Origin of the sequence: Streptomyces sp. L-9-10, assembly GCF_004151105.1 — a bacterium.
In the GTDB taxonomy this organism is placed as follows: Bacteria; Actinomycetota; Actinomycetes; order Streptomycetales; family Streptomycetaceae; genus Streptomyces.
In genome coordinates this window covers 1-16,278 of record NZ_PHRF01000034.1, presented here as the reverse complement: position 1 = coordinate 16,278, position 16,278 = coordinate 1, and the positions used below count along the sequence as shown (strand labels likewise).

The 16,278-nt window shown below is 70.8% G+C and carries 15 protein-coding genes; 11 read left to right on the top strand and 4 right to left on the bottom strand.

The features are described from left to right. Positions 1-71: 71 nt before the first annotated feature. The 4 genes from CU044_RS39440 (at position 72) to CU044_RS08890 (ending at position 3,856) form a co-directional block, all read left to right on the top strand. Positions 72-350: a hypothetical protein gene (locus tag CU044_RS39440; RefSeq protein WP_129767941.1), complete on the top strand. Its 279-nt coding sequence runs from the start codon at positions 72-74 to the stop codon at positions 348-350. Between the two features lie 5 nt (positions 351-355). Next, positions 356-1,948, top strand: coding sequence for an FAD-binding oxidoreductase (locus tag CU044_RS08900; protein WP_129767940.1), 1,593 nt, complete (start codon positions 356-358; stop codon positions 1,946-1,948). Between the two features lie 187 nt (positions 1,949-2,135). Then, positions 2,136-3,134 (top strand): hypothetical protein, encoded by a 999-nt coding sequence (locus CU044_RS08895; protein ID WP_165371827.1) that lies wholly within the window; start codon positions 2,136-2,138, stop codon positions 3,132-3,134. 161 nt (positions 3,135-3,295) lie between these two features. Beyond that, positions 3,296-3,856, top strand: coding sequence for a sortase (locus CU044_RS08890; protein WP_165371826.1), 561 nt, complete (start codon positions 3,296-3,298; stop codon positions 3,854-3,856). Between the two features lie 40 nt (positions 3,857-3,896). On the opposite strand, the gene CU044_RS08885 is transcribed toward CU044_RS08890, so the two are convergent. After that, positions 3,897-4,631, bottom strand: coding sequence for a phosphatase PAP2 family protein (locus CU044_RS08885; protein WP_129767938.1), 735 nt, complete (start codon positions 4,629-4,631; stop codon positions 3,897-3,899). Between the two features lie 297 nt (positions 4,632-4,928). Continuing rightward, positions 4,929-5,957, bottom strand: a complete 1,029-nt coding sequence (locus CU044_RS08880; protein WP_129767937.1) for a bifunctional lytic transglycosylase/C40 family peptidase — start codon at positions 5,955-5,957, stop codon at positions 4,929-4,931. A 548-nt stretch (positions 5,958-6,505) separates the two neighbouring features. Between CU044_RS08880 and CU044_RS08875 the strand changes: the two genes are divergently transcribed. The 6 genes from CU044_RS08875 to CU044_RS08850 all read left to right on the top strand — a co-directional run bounded on the left by CU044_RS08875 (position 6,506) and on the right by CU044_RS08850 (position 13,973). Further along, a complete protein-coding gene (locus tag CU044_RS08875) occupies positions 6,506-6,814 on the top strand; it encodes a hypothetical protein (protein ID WP_030353484.1) in 309 nt (102 codons plus the stop codon). 261 nt (positions 6,815-7,075) lie between these two features. Beyond that, a complete protein-coding gene (locus tag CU044_RS08870; RefSeq protein ID WP_129767936.1) occupies positions 7,076-7,948 on the top strand; it encodes a hypothetical protein in 873 nt (290 codons plus the stop codon). After that, positions 7,938-9,296, top strand: coding sequence for a hypothetical protein (locus tag CU044_RS08865; protein ID WP_193563912.1), 1,359 nt, complete (start codon positions 7,938-7,940; stop codon positions 9,294-9,296). Before CU044_RS08870 ends, CU044_RS08865 begins: the two co-directional genes overlap by 11 nt. Next, complete coding sequence (locus CU044_RS08860) at positions 9,293-10,846, top strand: SCO6880 family protein (protein WP_129767935.1); 1,554 nt, start codon at positions 9,293-9,295, stop codon at positions 10,844-10,846. Before CU044_RS08865 ends, CU044_RS08860 begins: the two co-directional genes overlap by 4 nt. A 59-nt stretch (positions 10,847-10,905) precedes the next feature. Continuing rightward, positions 10,906-12,354, top strand: a complete 1,449-nt coding sequence (locus CU044_RS08855; RefSeq protein ID WP_129767934.1) for an ATP-binding protein — start codon at positions 10,906-10,908, stop codon at positions 12,352-12,354. Beyond that, the gene (locus CU044_RS08850) at positions 12,351-13,973 is read left to right on the top strand and encodes a type IV secretory system conjugative DNA transfer family protein (RefSeq protein WP_240045449.1); all 1,623 of its coding nucleotides are present in this window, start codon (positions 12,351-12,353) and stop codon (positions 13,971-13,973) included. Before CU044_RS08855 ends, CU044_RS08850 begins: the two co-directional genes overlap by 4 nt. 77 nt (positions 13,974-14,050) lie before the next feature. Here CU044_RS08850 and CU044_RS08845 read toward each other — a convergent pair whose 3' ends face one another. After that, positions 14,051-14,689: a TetR/AcrR family transcriptional regulator gene (locus tag CU044_RS08845; RefSeq protein ID WP_240045448.1), complete on the bottom strand. Its 639-nt coding sequence runs from the start codon at positions 14,687-14,689 to the stop codon at positions 14,051-14,053. A gap of 186 nt (positions 14,690-14,875) precedes the next feature. Between CU044_RS08845 and CU044_RS08840 the strand changes: the two genes are divergently transcribed. Continuing rightward, positions 14,876-15,478 (top strand): NAD(P)H-dependent oxidoreductase, encoded by a 603-nt coding sequence (locus tag CU044_RS08840; protein ID WP_129767933.1) that lies wholly within the window; start codon positions 14,876-14,878, stop codon positions 15,476-15,478. Between the two features lie 63 nt (positions 15,479-15,541). Here the strand turns inward: CU044_RS08840 and CU044_RS08835 are convergent, their stop codons facing one another. Further along, on the bottom strand, positions 15,542-16,108 hold the full coding sequence (locus CU044_RS08835) for a GNAT family N-acetyltransferase (protein ID WP_129767932.1): 567 nt from the start codon (positions 16,106-16,108) through the stop codon (positions 15,542-15,544). Positions 16,109-16,278: the final 170 nt, after the last annotated feature.

Below are 16,278 nucleotides of genomic sequence, written 5' to 3'. Positions count from 1 at the left end.
TAACGACGCCCGGCGTTCCTCGTCACGCCGGGCCCGGTCACGGGACGCCTACGCCCCGGTACCGTGGAGATGTGTGCGAGCAAGACACCTCTGATCCCCCCACCGCCGCCTCATCTCCCCCCTCGTCTCCCCCCTCATCCCGATCCCCCGCGGCCGGAACCTCTTCCCGTTCCGTCCCGGCACCGCACGAGACCACGACCGTCGAGCGCGGCTCGTTCTGCACGGCACGTTGCACCTGCGGCTGGTCGGGCCATGCCCGCAGATCACGCGACCTCGCCCGTACCGACGCCGCGGCCCACGCGACGGCCCAGCCACCGGCCCGGACACCGACCCGGACGACGAAGAGCTGAGGCGGATGGAACGGCGCTCCCTGCTCACCGCCGCGGCCGGTGTCCTGGTCACCGCGGCCACGGCGACCGCGTGCACCGGCGACGGCGCCACGGACGGCAAGCACGGCGCGGGCGGCCGTACGGCCGGCGCGCCCGCCCCGAGCCCCGCGAGAACACCCCCCGCCGGCGCCCCGAGCTGGGACGCGCTGGCGCAGGGGCTCGACGGGGATCTCGTACGGCCGGACGACGCCGCGTACGAGACCGCCCGGCAGCTCTACAACACCCGCTTCGACACCCTGAGACCCGCGGCCGTCGCCTATGTCCGGGGCGAGGACGACATCGAGGAGTGCCTCGCCTTCGCCAGGACGCACGGCACGCCCGTCTCCATCCGCGGCGGCGGCCACTCGTACGCGGGCTGGTCCAGCGGCAACGGCCGGCTCGTCATCGACGTGACGCGGCTCGACTCGCTGCGGGGCGCGGCCACGGACGGCACGGTCGGAGCCGGAGCCCGGCTCGCCGACGTCTACCGGGCCCTCGCGGACGCGGGCCGTACGATCCCCGCCGGTTCCTGCCCCACCGTCGGCATCGCCGGGCTCACCCTCGGCGGCGGACACGGCGTCGCCGCCCGCGCCTACGGCCTCACCTGCGACAGCCTCGCCTCGGCGACCCTCATCACGGCCGACGGCAAGCGGCTGACCGCCGACTCCGAGCAGCACACGGACCTGTTCTGGGCGCTGCGCGGCGCGGGCAACGGCAACTTCGGGGTCGTCACCGAGCTGCGCTTCCGTACGCATCCGGCGCCCCCGGCCGTCGCCGCCTCCGCGAGCTGGCCGTGGTCCAAGGCCGACGCGCTGCTCGGCGCCTGGCAGGAGTGGGGCCCCGACCAGCCGGACGAGATCTGGTCCTCGCTCCATCTCAACGCCGGTCCGGGCGGCGTCGACCCGACCCTGTCCCTCTCCGCCTTCTCCCTCGGCGGCGAGGACGAGCTGAAGGACGCGCTCGACCGGCTCGCCGACGGACCGGGCGGCCCCGGCCCCGCACGTTTCATCTCCGTGCGGCAGCGCGACTACGAGGAGGCGATGCTGATCTACGCAGGCTGTTCCGGCCTCGCCGAGGAGCAGTGCCGACTGCCCGGTACGACGCCCGGCCGCAGCGAACAGGGCGCGCTCCGGCGCGAGACCTACTCCGCCGCCTCCGACTTCTACCTCCGCCCGCTCTCCCCCGCCGGCCGGCGCGCCCTCATCTCCGCCTCCGAGACCTTCACCCGGCTCCCGGCCTCCGAGGGCGGCAGCGGCTCCCTCACCCTCACCGCGCTCGGCGGCGCGGTCAACCGGGTGGACCCGCTCGCGACGGCCTTCGTCCACCGGGATGCGCGGGTGCTGGCGCAGTACGTCGCGGGGTGGGAGCCGGGCACCTCGGGATCGGCCCAGCGCGCGTGGCTGAAGGACACTCATGGATCGATGCGCCGGCACGCCTCGGGCGCGGCGTACCAGAACTACACCGACCCGACGCTGCCCGACTGGCGCACGTCGTACTACGGCGCGGCGGCGGACCGGCTGGCCCGGCTGAAGACGCGGTACGACCCCGACCGCCTCTTCGATTTCCCGCAGGCGCTGTGAGCCTTGGGGCCTTGGTCCTCGAAGCCCTTGGCCCCCGAAGCCCTGCTTCCCTGCCGCCTTTCGTAGCCCGTACGGCTCACCGAGGTGGCCGTGAGGGCCAGTTGGCGATGGCCTGTATCTAGCAGGCGGGGGGCCGGCAAGCGGGGGGCTCATCCCGACTCGCAAGGGCGTACCCATGCACGGACCCATGCACGGACACGGATCCCGGATAGCCGCGCTCGCCGCGGCCACCGTTCTCCTTCTCGCGCTCGGCGGCGGCGCCGCCACAGCTGTGGACAGGCCCACCGAACCGGGTCAGCTGACCCTCATCAACACCGCCGTCGGCCGGGTGATCGCGGACAAACTCGGCAATCCGCTCTACATGCGGACGGCCGACGAACCGGACAACCCGGATTGCACGGGCGAGTGCGCCGACGTCTGGCCGGCCGCGACCGGCTATCCGACGAAGGGGCGGGGTGTCACCAACGACACCGCGCAGACCGTGCTGAACGCGGAGAACAGCGATCAGCCACAGGTCATCTACAACACGCACCCGCTCTACTACTACTCGAACGACAAGCCGCACCTGCCACGCGGGCAGCACGTGGACGGCTTCACGCTCGTCTCCCCGAACGGCAGCGCGATGGTGCTGCCGCTGAGCGCGGGCCCGGACCCGGACCCGACGGTGTCGGGGACGACGTCGTCCACGTCCAGGGCGAAGCCCCCGGCGACGCCGACGCGGACCAGGGCGGCCGCCGTCCCCACACGTGCCCCCACCAGGGCACCCGCCAGGACTCCCACGAAAGCGCCCACCAGGGCAGCGCCGAGGACACCCACGAAGGCGCCCACCAGGGCAGCGCCAAGGCCGGCGACAAAAGCGCCCACGCGGGCAGCCACGAAGGCGCCGGCGGCACCGGCGACCAGGGTGCCCACCCCCGCCGCCCGCGTGACCCCGGCTCGTACGGCCGCCCCCGCGGTCCCCCGTACGACCACCGGCACGTCCACCGCCCCCTCGGTCGGGGGGCTGACGATCACCCCGTCCGGCGCGGCGCGCGGAGGCGCGGACCACATGACCGCCGCCAACCCGTCGGGCAGCTACGGCGCGGCCGAACTCACCCTCGCCATCGGTGCCACCGCCGCGGCCTCCGCGGGCACGATCCTCGTGGTGCGCCGGTTCCAGCGCCGTTCGACGGGAGGACAGCACTGACCGGCACGGCGGGTCGGGCGGGCATCTCCAGCAGTGACGGCGGGACCGGGCGGTCGGCCGGGCCGACCGGACCGACCGGACCGGTCAAGCGGCCGGCCAGGACGATCAAGGTCCTCTTCGCCATAGCGGCCCTGTGCGCGACGGCCGCCGTACTGCTGCATGTGTTCCCGCTCCGGCCCGCGCCACGGACAGCGGCCCTTCGCGAACCACGGACCGTCCAGGTCACGGACCCGCCGTCCGCCCCCGTACGACTGCGCATCCCGGCACTGGGTGTGCGCGCGGAGGTCCTGCCGCTGGCGCTCGACGACGAGGGCACGCTGGACGCACCGGGGTTCCGGAACGCGATGAAGGTCGGCTGGTTCGCCCTGGGGCCACGCCCGGGCGAACGCGGCCCTGCGGTCCTGATCGGCCACCGGGACGCCCCGGCGAACCCCGGGACCGTCCCGGTCCGCAACGGACGCGACGACATCAAGAACGCCGTCTTCGCCAAGCTGGGCCGGCTGCGCCCCGGCGACGCGATCGAGACGGAGCTGGGCGACGGGCGGCGGCTGACGTTCCGGGTGACGGCTGTCGATACGTACCGTACGAAACGATTCCCCACGGAACGGGTCTACGGCCCGGTGCCGACCCCGGAGCTACGGCTGATCACCTGCGGGGGAGTCATCGACGCCCAAGGCCACTGGGACTCGAATGTGGTGGTCAGCGCGGTCGCGGACTTCTAGGGAGCGCGGCGGACGTCCCGCCTGGTGGGACGTGACCGGCTCAGGCCGCGAGATTGTTGTCGTCGGGGCGCGGCTCGGGGATACCGAGCGGCCGCGTCCCGCCGACAGCACCGGCGCCCGCGGCGGCGGCGAGATCCGCCTCGCGGGCGGCCCGCGCCCGTACGAACCACCCGACGCGCGGCGACCGGGAGATCGCCGACACCAGCGGGGTGAGCAGGGCGAGAGCGAGCGGGGTGAGCAGCAGGGCGACCGCCGTACCGAGGGCGAAGCCGCCGATGACATCGGTCGGGTAATGGACGCCCATGTAGACGCGGGAGAAGCCCGCGAGGAGGGCCAGGCCGATCGCGGCGAACCCGAGCTTGCGGTGGGCGATGAAGACACCGACGGCGATCGCCATCGCCATCGTGGAGTGGTCGCTGACGAACGAGTAGTCCGTCTTCCCCGCCACCAGGACCTCCAGGCCCTTGTGGTCCAGGAACGGTCTCGGCCGTTCGACGAAGCCCCGGATCGGGATATTGATCAGCAGCGCGATCCCGGCGGCGAGCGGCGCCCAGACCAGCCCGGCGACGGCCGTGACCGAATCCTCCGCGGAACCGCGCCTGCGCACGCTCCACCAGCCCCAGAGCCCGATGAGCACGAGCCCGAACATGATCCCGTACTCACCGACGAACTCCATCACGCGGTCGAACCATGTCGGGGCGTCCTTGGCGAGTCCGTTGATGTCGTAGAGCAGGCTGACGTCGGGGTTCGACCCATCCAGTACGAGTCCAGCCATCTGCTGCGGCCCCTTGCCTACTTGTCGCCCTGCCGCGCCACACCTTCGTGGGCGACGCCTCTACCAACCCCCGTGGTCAGTACGGAACATGCTGCGTGATCAGTACCGCAGCTGTCGTCCAGGGAACGGCCTACGCGCCGCGTACGTTCCTCTCTCCACCGAACGATCACCATGACGTTATCGAAGAGTGACACATAGTCGCAGCTCAGGGCGGCTGCCGGACGGAGAGTTCCGGCCACGGGCGGCTGTCGGAGCCGCCGGTACTCCGGCCCTCCGGAGTCGGCCGGCCCTCCGGAGTCAGGCGGCCGGGCGGCTCGGGGGCAGGTTGGTGGGCAGCGATTTCGCGCCGTCCTCGGTGACGCGGGTGGCCCCGAAGTAATCGGGGGTGTCGATCTTGTCGAACCGGATGACGGCCCCGGTATACGGCGCGTTGATCATGTAGCCGCCACCCACGTACAACCCCACATGCCGGATCGCCCGCGAGTTGGTGAGATCGTCCGAGAAGAAGACGAGATCACCGGGGAGCAGTTCGTCCCGCGAGGGATGCTCGCCGGCGTTGTACTGATCATTGGCCACCCGCGGCAGCTCGATCCCCACGGTCCGGTACGCGGCCTGCGTCAGCCCGGAACAGTCGAACCGGCCGCCCTGCTCGGGGGTCCCGTTCCCGCCCCAGAGGTAGGGCGTTCCCAGCTTCTGCTGAGCGAAGTAGATGGCCGTGGCGGCCTGCTTCGAGGGCTCGACCCGCCCGATGGGCCTGGCGAAGCTCTTCTCCAGAGTGCGGATGATCTTGACGTAGTTCTGCGTCTCCCGGTACGGCGGCACGCCCCCGTACTTGATGACGGCGTACGCCCCGGCGTTGTACGCCGCGAGCATGTTGCTGGTCCTGTCCCCGGGCACGTCCTTGACGTATCCGGCCAATTCGCAGTCGTACGAGGCGGCCGAGGGAATCGCGTCACGCGGATCCCAGATGTCCCGCGTCCCGTCCTTGTTCCCGTCGATCCCATGGGCCTCCCAGGTACCGGGGATGAACTGCCCGATGCCCTTGGCGTTGGCGGGACTCTGGGCGCTGGGATTCCAGCCGCTCTCCTGGTACAACTGCGCGGCGAGCAGCGCGGGGTTGATGGCGGGACAGAGATTGCCCCACTGCTGGACAAGCGGCTGATAGGCGGCGGGCACGGCCCCCTTCGCCAACCCCACGGCCCGCCCGCCCCCGCCCACACCCCCGGCAAGACCGGCGGCGGCGGAGTAGGTCCCGACGACGAGCAGAGCGACAAAACTCAACCCCAGCCCCCCGACAGCGGCCACGAGGAGCCATGTCTTACGCACCGTCACACACCCTCCGCGTCAGGGCCACTGTCGTCGGCCAGTGTAGGCGCGGAGGGGACGGATCAGGAGGCGGACGACGAGGACGTCGGAAGAGGGGCGCTGGATGACCAGAATTCGCCGTGGACGTCGGGGCACGAGGGGGTGCGTACGGCGCGGACGCTCCGCGGCCAAGTGCGTCCAAGGGCACCCGGCGGCCCGCCGGACAGCGCGGCGGCGGCGCCCAGTTCACTCGTACGGTGGGCGAGGAGCGGGAGCCGGACCGAGTCCGGACTCAGCGGTTCGAGGCGTTCCGAACGTGCCATGAACCACAAAGGTGTAACAACGACAGTCATTGCCCGGAGTCACGCTCCGTGATACACAGAGTAACCATACGCGTTCTCGCATACCCGATCCGTGACTGATCGGGGCACCATCGTCGGTCATATGTGCGGGGATCGGGTAAAGAGAGCCGCCAAGCGGCTTACGAGGGCGGTTCCATCAGCGAAGATAGAGCGTGACCCGTGCCATGGGGCTCGGGCGTGAACGACCCAACAGGGGCGGTGAGTTACATGTACCTGGCGGCCGAAAAGGGCGACATCACCACCATCATCGGTGGCATCGCCCCGAACTGGGGCCCTTTCGGGACACTTGGGAACGAGGCCCGGATCATGATCGAGGTCGTGATGGCGGTGGCCATCCTGCTCTGCCTCGGCATCGCGATCTGGGGTGCGGCCAAGCAGCGGATCGGAGCGACAGCGCTACGGGACACGTTCAGCGCTGAGCAGGGCAAGGGCCTGATCGTCGCCGGGCTCACCGGCGTCTTCATCATCGGCTCGCTGGGCACACTCTTCACGATCGTGTACGGGATGGCCGTCTGACCCGCGTCCACCTCGCCCCGTCCCTCCATCCGCCCTCTCCTCTCCGTTTCCCCCCTTCTCTCCCGTCCCGCCGGTCCGCACCGGGCGTGCCCGGGTTCACCCTCAACACCACCCGTCCGTCGCACCCACCGGCTGAGGTTGCGTCTCCCTGATGTCGAGTCACCACACCGCGCCCGCGCGGGAACCAGCACGGCTACCGTCGTACTACGCGGACACCGCGGGCACCGCGGAACCGCTCACGTCTGAGGGGGCGTACGCGGCATGAGCTTCGGCGACGAGCACGGCTACGGCGGCGATCCGGGCCGCACGTCGGGCCGTACGGACGACGGCTTCGGCGGGACGGGCCAGACCCGTACCCGCCTGCCCGACGGCAGAAGCGGCGACATGTACGGCGGCCCGCGCCGCCCGGCACGCGGCTCGCGCTCGCTCATCACCGTGGTGGGTGTCGTGGTCCTGCTCATCGCCGCTATCGCGTTCGCGAACCGCGGCGGCGGAGGTGGTGCTGCCTCCGACGGCGGCAAGGGCGGTACGGCCGGCCCCGGCGCCGACCCGACGGCGGCGACGGGGGTCGAGCCGGTGACGGGGAAGAACGGGGAGATCCCCTCGGGGTTCGCGCGGAACGAGCAGGGGGCGGCGAGCGCGGCGGCGAACTACGCGGTGGCGCTCGGTTCCGACGGCATGTTCCGGCAGGACAGCCGGCACGGCATCGTCGACACGGTCTACACCCCTGAGGCGGCGGACAAGCTCAAAGGTCCGCAAGACGCCGCGTACTCACCGGCGTTCCTGCGGAAGCTGGGGCTGGACGCGGACGGCAATCCGCCCGAGGGCAGCACGTTCGTCACCCGCACGGTCCCTGTCGGTACCAAGGTGGAGAGTCTCTCGGGAGACACGGCCAAGGCGTCGGTCTGGTACATGGGCCTGATCGGGATGTCCGGTCCGGACTCGACGAACCCCGTGCGGACGACCTGGAAGACCTGGACCTTCGACCTGCGGTGGCTGAGCAACGAGTGGAAGGTCACCGCCGACTCGCAGAAGGACGGCCCGGCCCCCGTCCCCGGCGATGTCGCGGCCTCCACGGCGGACGAGATCAGCAAGGCTGTCGAGCAGTTCGGAGGCTTCACCTATGCCAGGTAGCTCTCGGCGCCGCGCGCGGTCGCTCATCACCGTACTGGCGGGCGCGCAAGCCGCGCTCTTCCTGTTCGCGTCACGGGCGGTGGCCGCGCCGAGTCCGTCGCCCACCCCGAGTCCCTCGTCGAGCGGGGACTGCAGCCTTCTCTCCGGCCAGGTCCAGGAGCTCTGCGAGAACGGCGAGACCGGAGACTCCAGTTCCCTCGTACCCAGCGCCCCCGACACCCTCGACCCCCTCTCCTCCCTCGCCCGCGGCTGCGCCGACGCCGCCGCCTGGATCATCGGGAAACTCAGCGACGCCGTCAAAGAGACGGCCAACGTCGACTTCACCAACGCGTCCTTCCTCCGCCAGTACGCCGTCGTCTTCGCCGCGTCCACCGTCCTCACCCTCGTCCTCTGGCTGCTCGCCGTCGCCAAGCGCGCCATCCGCGGTGTGCCCCTCTCCACCGCGATGTCCGAGGCCATCGGATTCCTCTGGCTGACGGTCCTGGCCTCCGCGTTCACCCCTCTCATCCTCTTCACGATCGTCTCCGCGACCGACGGCGTCACCCAGGTCGTCTCCAGTTCCACCGGCGGCCAGACCGACGTCTTCTTCGGCGGCTTCGCCGACGCCCTCAAGAAGGGCGACGACATCGGCGGCGGACCGATCATGCTGATCGTCGTCTCGCTCGTGTCGATCCTCGCCGCCGGTGTGCTCTGGCTGGAGCTGGTGATCAGGGCCGCGCTCCTGTACGTGGGGGCGCTCCTCGGCACCGTCGTCTACGCCGGGCTCGTCGACAAGAACATGTGGGGGCATGTCCGCCGCTGGGCCGGGATCATGATCGCCGTCATCATGGTCAAGCCCGTCATCGTGATCGTCCTCGGCCTCGCGGGGGCGCTCTCCGCCGACAGCGGGCCCGACGCGGTCTCCGCCGTCGTATCCGGTCTCGCCATCATCCTGCTGGCGATCTTCGCCTCCGCGATGATCTACCGCTTCGTGCCCGGCTTCGGCGACGAGATCGCCTCCTCCCGTTCCAACCGGAAGCAGGCCACGGACGGCTCGCAGGCCGCCGCCCTCATCAGCTCCCCCGCCGCTCTCGTCTCCCAGGGCATCAAGACCCACAGCAGCCGCAGCCACCAGCAGGGCGACGGAAGCGGCGGAGGCGGCGGAGGCGGCCGTCCCTCCAGCGGTATCTCCGGCGGTGTCGCCGCACACAGTTCGCGCGGCTCCTCGTCCGGCGGCGGCGGTGGCGGCGGGGCCGTCCCGTCCCCCGCGCCCCCGCCCCGCGGCGGCGGTGGCCCGACCAGCGGCACCCCGCACGGCTCACGCGGCACCGGTAACGGCAACAACAGCACAGGAGGTAGAGGGCGTTGACGACCCAGTCACCACCGATCGCGCCCCGTCGCACGTATCTCATCGGCCGCGCCAGGCCGAACGCGATCGTCGGCAAGAACCGCGAGACCGGCGAGATCGCCCTGATCATCGCCGGGGCCTTCGTCGGCATGATGTGCGGGCTGCTGGTCCCCGTCCTGTCGCTGCGGATCGTGACACTGACGGGGTTCCCGCTCCTCGCGCTCGCCGCCGTGTATGTGCCGTACAAGCACCGCACGTTCTACAAGTGGTTCGAGATCAACCGCAGCTACAAGCGCAGCCTGCGCCGCGGTACGGCCTACCGCTCCGCCGCCATGGAGGCCGGTACGAGCCTCGACGGCCGCGAGGTCGAGGTCGGCCCGCCCCCCGGCATCGGCCGTATCAACTGGCTGGCGGCGCCCTTCGGCCCGGACGAGATCGCCGTCCTGCTGCACGCCGACCGCCGTACCGTCACCGCCGCCATCGAGATCGAAGGCCCCGGCGTCGGGCTGCGCGACAGCGAGGACCAGGAGGCCCTCGTCGACCGCTTCGGCACGCTCCTCAAGCATGTCGCCAACGGCGACGGCTTCGTCACCCGCCTCCAGATGCTCGCCCGTACGCTGCCCGCCGACCCCGACGCGCACGAGAAGGACGTGGCCCAGCGCGGCGACTCCTCCTCCCCCGGCTGGCTCCGGGACTCGTACGACCAGCTCCAGTCGATGGTCTCCACCTCCAGCGAGCAGCACCGCGCGTATCTCGTCGCGTGCATGCACTACACCCGCGAACTGGCCGCCGAGGGCCAGGCCATGGCCCGCGCCGCCCGCCAGGCCGCCGGTACGAAGAAGCTCGACCGGGACGCGGGCCTCGCCGTCGTCATGGCCCGTGAACTGACCGACATCTGCGCCCGGCTCGCCGAGGCGGACATCCGCGTACGCCAGCCGCTCGGCCAGGGCCGGCTGTCCTCCCTCGTGCACTCCATGTACGACCCCGACCACCCCATCGACCACATCCAGGCCATGACGAAACGAAACGCCTGGCCGGCCGAGCTGGACGCGATGGAACCGACGTACCTCCAGGCCAAAACGCGCGAGTCGTCCACCCGCGCGCCCTGGTGCCACTCCACCGCCTGGGTCAAGGAGTGGCCGATGACGCCGGTCGGCGTGAACTTCCTGGCCCCGCTGCTCGTCCACACCCCCGATGTGATCCGTACGGTCTCGGTCACCATGGACCTCGAACCGACCGAGATCGCCATCGAGCGGATGCTGACGGAGAAGACGAACGACGACGCTGAGGCGAGCCGCGCCGCGAAAATGAACCGCACCGTCGACCCGCGCGACATCGCCGCGCACGGCCGGCTGGACCAGCGGGGTGAAGATCTCGCCAGCGGCGCGGCGGGGGTCAACCTCGTCGGGTACATCACAGTGTCGTCCAGGTCGCCCGAGGCCCTGGCCAGGGACAAGCGGACGATCAGGGCGTCGGCCGGCAAGTCGTATCTGAAACTGGAGTGGTGCGACCGCGAGCACCACCGCGCCTTTGTGAACACCCTGCCGTTCGCGACCGGCATCCGCCGTTAGCCCGGCTCATCGCCGACAACCGATACCGCCGATAGCCGACGAGCCGAAAGGGGCCTGTGGTGCGCGATCCGCTGTCCGTCCTCACGGATGCCTTCACCAGCTTCCTCTTCGGGAAGGTGGAGACGACCCGGCTGCCCGTCCGTACGTCAACGGGCCAGGCCCAGGCCGTCTATCTGCCCACCGCCGCCCCCGGCCTCGGTGACTCGGGCGTGATCATCGGCCGCGAGGTCTACAGCGGCAAGGGATACATCTACGACCCCTTCCAGCTGTACGGGCAGCAGCTCCCCGCCCCGCACTGGCTCGTCCTCGGCGAGTCCGGCAACGGCAAGTCGGCGCTGGAGAAGACGTACGTCCTGCGCCAACTGCGCTTCCGCGACCGCCAGGTCGTCGTCCTGGACGCCCAGGGCGAGGACGGCGCGGGCGAGTGGAACCTCATCGCCCAGGAGCTGGGTATAACCCCCATCCGGCTCGACGCGATGGCGGCCCTTGACGACGGCATCCGGCTCAACCCCCTCGACCCGGCGATCACCACGACCGGACAGCTCGCTCTGCTCCGCACGATCATCGAAGTCGCCATGGGACACGGCCTGGACGAGCGCTCCGGCTTCGCGCTCAAGGTCGCGCACGCCTATGTGAACGAGACGATCACCAACCGCCAGCCCGTGCTGATGGACATCGTCGAGCAACTGCGCCACCCCGAGCCCGAGTCGGCCGAGGCCATGAATGTCGACCTGGACGACGTACGGGCCTGGGGCCTGGACGTCGCGCTGGTCCTCGACCGGCTGGTCGACGGCGACCTGCGGGGCATGTTCGACGGACCGACGACCGTCGGGATCGATCTGGACGCCCCGCTGATCGTCTTCGACCTCTCGCACATCGACCGCAACTCGATCGCGATGCCGATCCTGATGGCGATCGTGGGCGTCTGGCTGGAGCACACCTGGATCCGCCCCGACCGCAGGAAGCGCATCTTCCTGGTCGAGGAGGCCTGGCACATCATCAACTCCCCGTTCGTCGCCCAGCTCTTCCAGCGGCTGCTGAAGTTCGGCCGACGGCTCGGTCTGTCGTTCGTGGCGGTGGTCCACCATCTCTCCGACGTGGTCGACGGAGCGGCGGCCCGGGAGGCCGCGGCCATCCTCAAGATGGCGTCCACCCGGACGATCTACGCCCAGAAGGCGGACGAGGCGAGAGCCACGGGCCGGGTGCTGGGCCTGCCCCGGTGGGCGGTGGAGATCATTCCGACCCTCACACCCGGTATCGCGGTCTGGGACGTCAACGGCAACGTCCAGGTCGTCAAGCATCTGGTGACGGAAGCGGAACGGCCCCTCGTCTTCACCGACCGGGCCATGACCGAGAACTCCCAGGCATCGGACGCCGCCGACGCCCTGGAACTGGAAGGCAGACTGCCGGACGACATGCGGGCCGCGGAGTGGGAGGCGGAACAGCGGGCGGCGCTCCTGGAGAGGCAACGGCGGTTGAACGAGTCCTCCGAGTCGACGGTGGCATGACCATGCCGCGCCACCACGACGGCCAGGGCCACCACGACGGTCGGCACTACCAGGGCGGTCAGCACCACCAGGGCGGCGCCCGGGGCGGGATCCCCGATGGACTGCTGGTGGGCCTGCTCGGCTTCCTGCTCGGGCTGGCGCTGCTGACCTGGACGGCGACCGGACTCGCGGGTCTGTTCACCCACGGCGCCTGGCCGCGGGGGGTGACCTTCACGCGTACGCCGCTGGCGATACGTCAACTCGCCCAGGCGCCGCACGACATCGCGGGCGCCTGGCCGGACACCCCGCCCGCCGAATTGTCCGGGTACGGCCTGTTCTGGGGCCTGCTGATCAGTCAGATGATGGTCCTGGTCGTGCTCACGGTGTTCGTGCTGGGCGTGACGGCCCGCTACCGCATGGTACGAGCGCGCCGCCGGGCGGCCGTACCGACGCAGGCGCCGAGCCAGGCATCCGGCCAGGCACCGACGCTGAGCAAGGAGCCGTACCTGCCGGACGTCGCGACGACAGCCGCGCCCGCTGCTCCCCAGCCGTCGCCGGCACATGTACCGGCTCCGGCACCGACGCCGACTGCCGCCGGCGCGGCGCCTGCCCCCGTAGAAACCGCTGTGACCACCCCCGCGCCCACAGCCGCGCCCCTCACCCCGCCCGCTCCCGCACACGCCGCTGCCGTACCCGCCCCCCGCGTGCGATACGGCGCCCCTCCCACCCGCCGTCCCGCGGCCGTCCAGGCCGTCCTGGAGGCCGAGGGCCCCGCCCTCGTCATCACCTCCGACCCGGCCGTGTGGTCCGCGACCAAGGACGCGCGGGCCAAGCTCGGCCCCGTCCTCGTCTACGACCCCGGCCATCTCTGCGACACCCCGGCCCGGCTCCACTGGTCCCCCACCGCGGGATGCGACGACGCCACCACCGCCGGCGCCCGCGCCACCGCGCTGCTCTCCCCCGTACGCCCGCACGCCCTGCTCGACGCCGCCATGGCCGACACGGCGGAGACGCTGCTGCGCTGCTGGCTGCACGCCGCCGCGGTGGAGTCGCGGCCGTTCAAGCAGGTGCACCGCTGGGCGCAGGGCGGGAACGCCCACGAGGCCGTACGGATCCTCCGTACCCACCCCAAGGCCGCCTCCGGTCTCGCGGGTCTGCTGGAGTCCGCGCTCACCGCGCATCCCGAACGCCGCGAGGTCTCCCAGCAGTTGACGGCCCGTGCGCTGTCGTCCCTCTCCTCGATCCATATCCGCGACTCCTGCACACCGAACCGAACCGATTCCCTCGCGCTGGATTCTTTTGTGAACGAGGGGGGCACTCTGTATGTGGTGGGCGAGCCGATCGAAGATCCGCGCTCCCGCCCGGGTGCGATGCCTCTGCTCACCGCACTCGCCTCGAACGTGGTCGAGCACGGCCGCCGCATGGCCGCACGGTCATCTGACGGTCGGCTCGACCCACCAATGACCTGCGTCCTGGACGATGTCGCCGCCGTGGCCCCGCTCCCCCAGCTTCCGGAGCTGCTCTCCACCGGCCATGACCGCGGGCTGCCGACTCTGGCCCTGCTCCGGTCGCGACAGCAGGGCCTGGACCGCTGGCCGCACTACGAACTGCCGGTTCCCGGCAGCGCCGACAGCGTCTGAGGCACGGAAAGCCGCGTACAGGCCCCGCGCCGCCCGCACAGGCCCCCGCACACGTGCTCAGGAAGGCCCGCACACGCTCAGGAGGGCCCGTACAGCTTCAGGAAAGCCCACACCCCGCTCGCCACGAACTTCTCCACCTCGGCCGCGCTCAGCCGGACCGCGCCGAAGAGCGACTCCAGCGTGATGCCGCCGACGAGCAGGCTCAGATGCCGTGCCGCGGCCTCGGCGTCGTCGATGTCGAACACCCCCTGACCGGCGAGCACGCGCAGCCGCTCCGCGAGATCGGTACGTACCGCCCGCGGCCCGACGCGCTGCCACTCCTCGATCACATCGGCCGGCATCCGCGGCCCCTCGGTGATGATCTGCCGTACGAGCGCGAAGTGTTCGGGGTGCTTGGCGTTCTGGCCGACCCAGTCGCGTCCGAGGGCCAGCAGGTCCGCCTCGACGTCGGTGGTCCTCCCGAAGTGCCGGAAGTGCCGCTCGAAGAGGTCGGTGGAGTCGGCCGTCACGGAAGCGGCGCTCTCCAGGAAGACCGCACGGAAAAGTTCTTCCTTGTCGGTGAAGTGGTTGTAGATGGTGCGCGTGGAGACACCCGCCTCGGCGGCGATCGCGTCGACGCTGGCCCGCGTGTACCCCTCGCACCCGAAGACCGTACGCGCGCCGCGCTCGATGGCCTGCCGCTTCTCCAACAGCCCCTTGCGCGGCGGCTTTCGCACCACCGGCCCCCGAGCCGCCCCTACCGCCTGTTCCCGTTCCTGCTTCCGCTCTCGCTCCCCGCTCGCCATGGTGGGTGCGCCCTTCTCAGAAGTTACAACGGTCATTGCAAATGTTTGCCATACACGTTGTACTTTACCTTGACGCTGCCTCGCGTCGATCGCACAGCACCCTTGAGGAGCGACGCCATGTCCACCCTGTCCGCCCGGCCGACCGACCCGATACGGCTCGTCGTCATCATCGGCAGCACCCGTGAAGGCCGTCTCGGCCCCACCGTCGGCCACTGGTTCACCACCCTGGCCGCCGGCCATGGCAGCACGGAGATCGACCTCATCGACCTCGCCGACACCGAACTCCCCGCCGTCCACCCCGACTGGGGTACGGAGCCCACCCCGGCCCTGACCGAACTGTCGGCCCGGCTGGGCGCGGCCGACGCGTTCGTCGTCGTGACACCCGAGTACAACCACAGCTTCCCGGCGGTCCTGAAGCACTTCATCGACCTCCACCGCGAGGAGTGGCAGGCCAAGCCGGTCGGCTTCGTCTCGTACGGGGGCGTGGGCGGCGGGCTGCGCAGCGTCGAACAACTGCGGCTTGTCTTCGCCGAGCTGCACAGCACGACCGTGCGCGAGACCGTCAGCTTCCACAAGGTCACGAGTGATGTCTTCGCCCCCGACGGCACCGCCCACGACCCGGAGGGCGCTGCCGGAGCCGCCAAGGCGATGCTCGACCAACTCGACTGGTGGGCACGCGCGCTGCGGACGGCGCGGGCGGAGCACCCGTACAGCGCCTGACGACGCGCCCGCCCTTCCAGGAGAAGTCCCGGAAGGAATCCCAGGAGTAGTCCAGGAGGAGCCTCAGGGGCAGTCGATCGCCAGCTCCAGTTCCCTCCCGGGAGTCACCGAAGGGCTGCCCTCCAACGGCAGGGAAATGCCGGTCGCCACGAATCCCAGCTTGCGGTAGGCAGCCTGCGCCCGCGGATTGCCCTCGTGGACATGGAGCCGCACTCGCGCGAGCCACGGTTCCTCCAGCGACCACGCCCAGTCGAGCGCGGCATCGATCAGCGCCCCGAGCAGTCCGGTACCGCGCCGCTCGGGGCGTACGAACACCCCGACGAGATGCCCCTGCGCCCGCTCGGACGTGGCGCCCAGGAAGACCGTGGCGCCGGCCTCCTCGACCAGCAGTGTCACCGTGCCCGACCATGCCCCGTCCGGCGCCTCCGCGATGAACTGCACCGACCTGCCCCCATGACCGGGTGCGGACCCGGACGCCCGCGCCTGCCAGAAGGAATCGGGCTGCGCGAGGGCTCCTTCGTACGTCTCCAGGAAGGCCACCGGCGCGGCCGGGTCCTGGAGCGAAGCGAGACGGATGTCCTTGACCTTGGCCCATTCGTCGGGCCGTACGGCGCGAATCACATGGTTCATGCACCGATCCTCCGCGCCACGCGCCCTCTCGCGCAACGAGATATCACCCGTAGAACTCCATGAAACCCCTTAGAACGCAGGAATGCCCCGCACCAAAGGTGCGGGGCATTCCCATCAAAAATTGTTCGGCGGCGTCCTACTCTCCCACAGGGTCCCCCCTGCAGTACCAT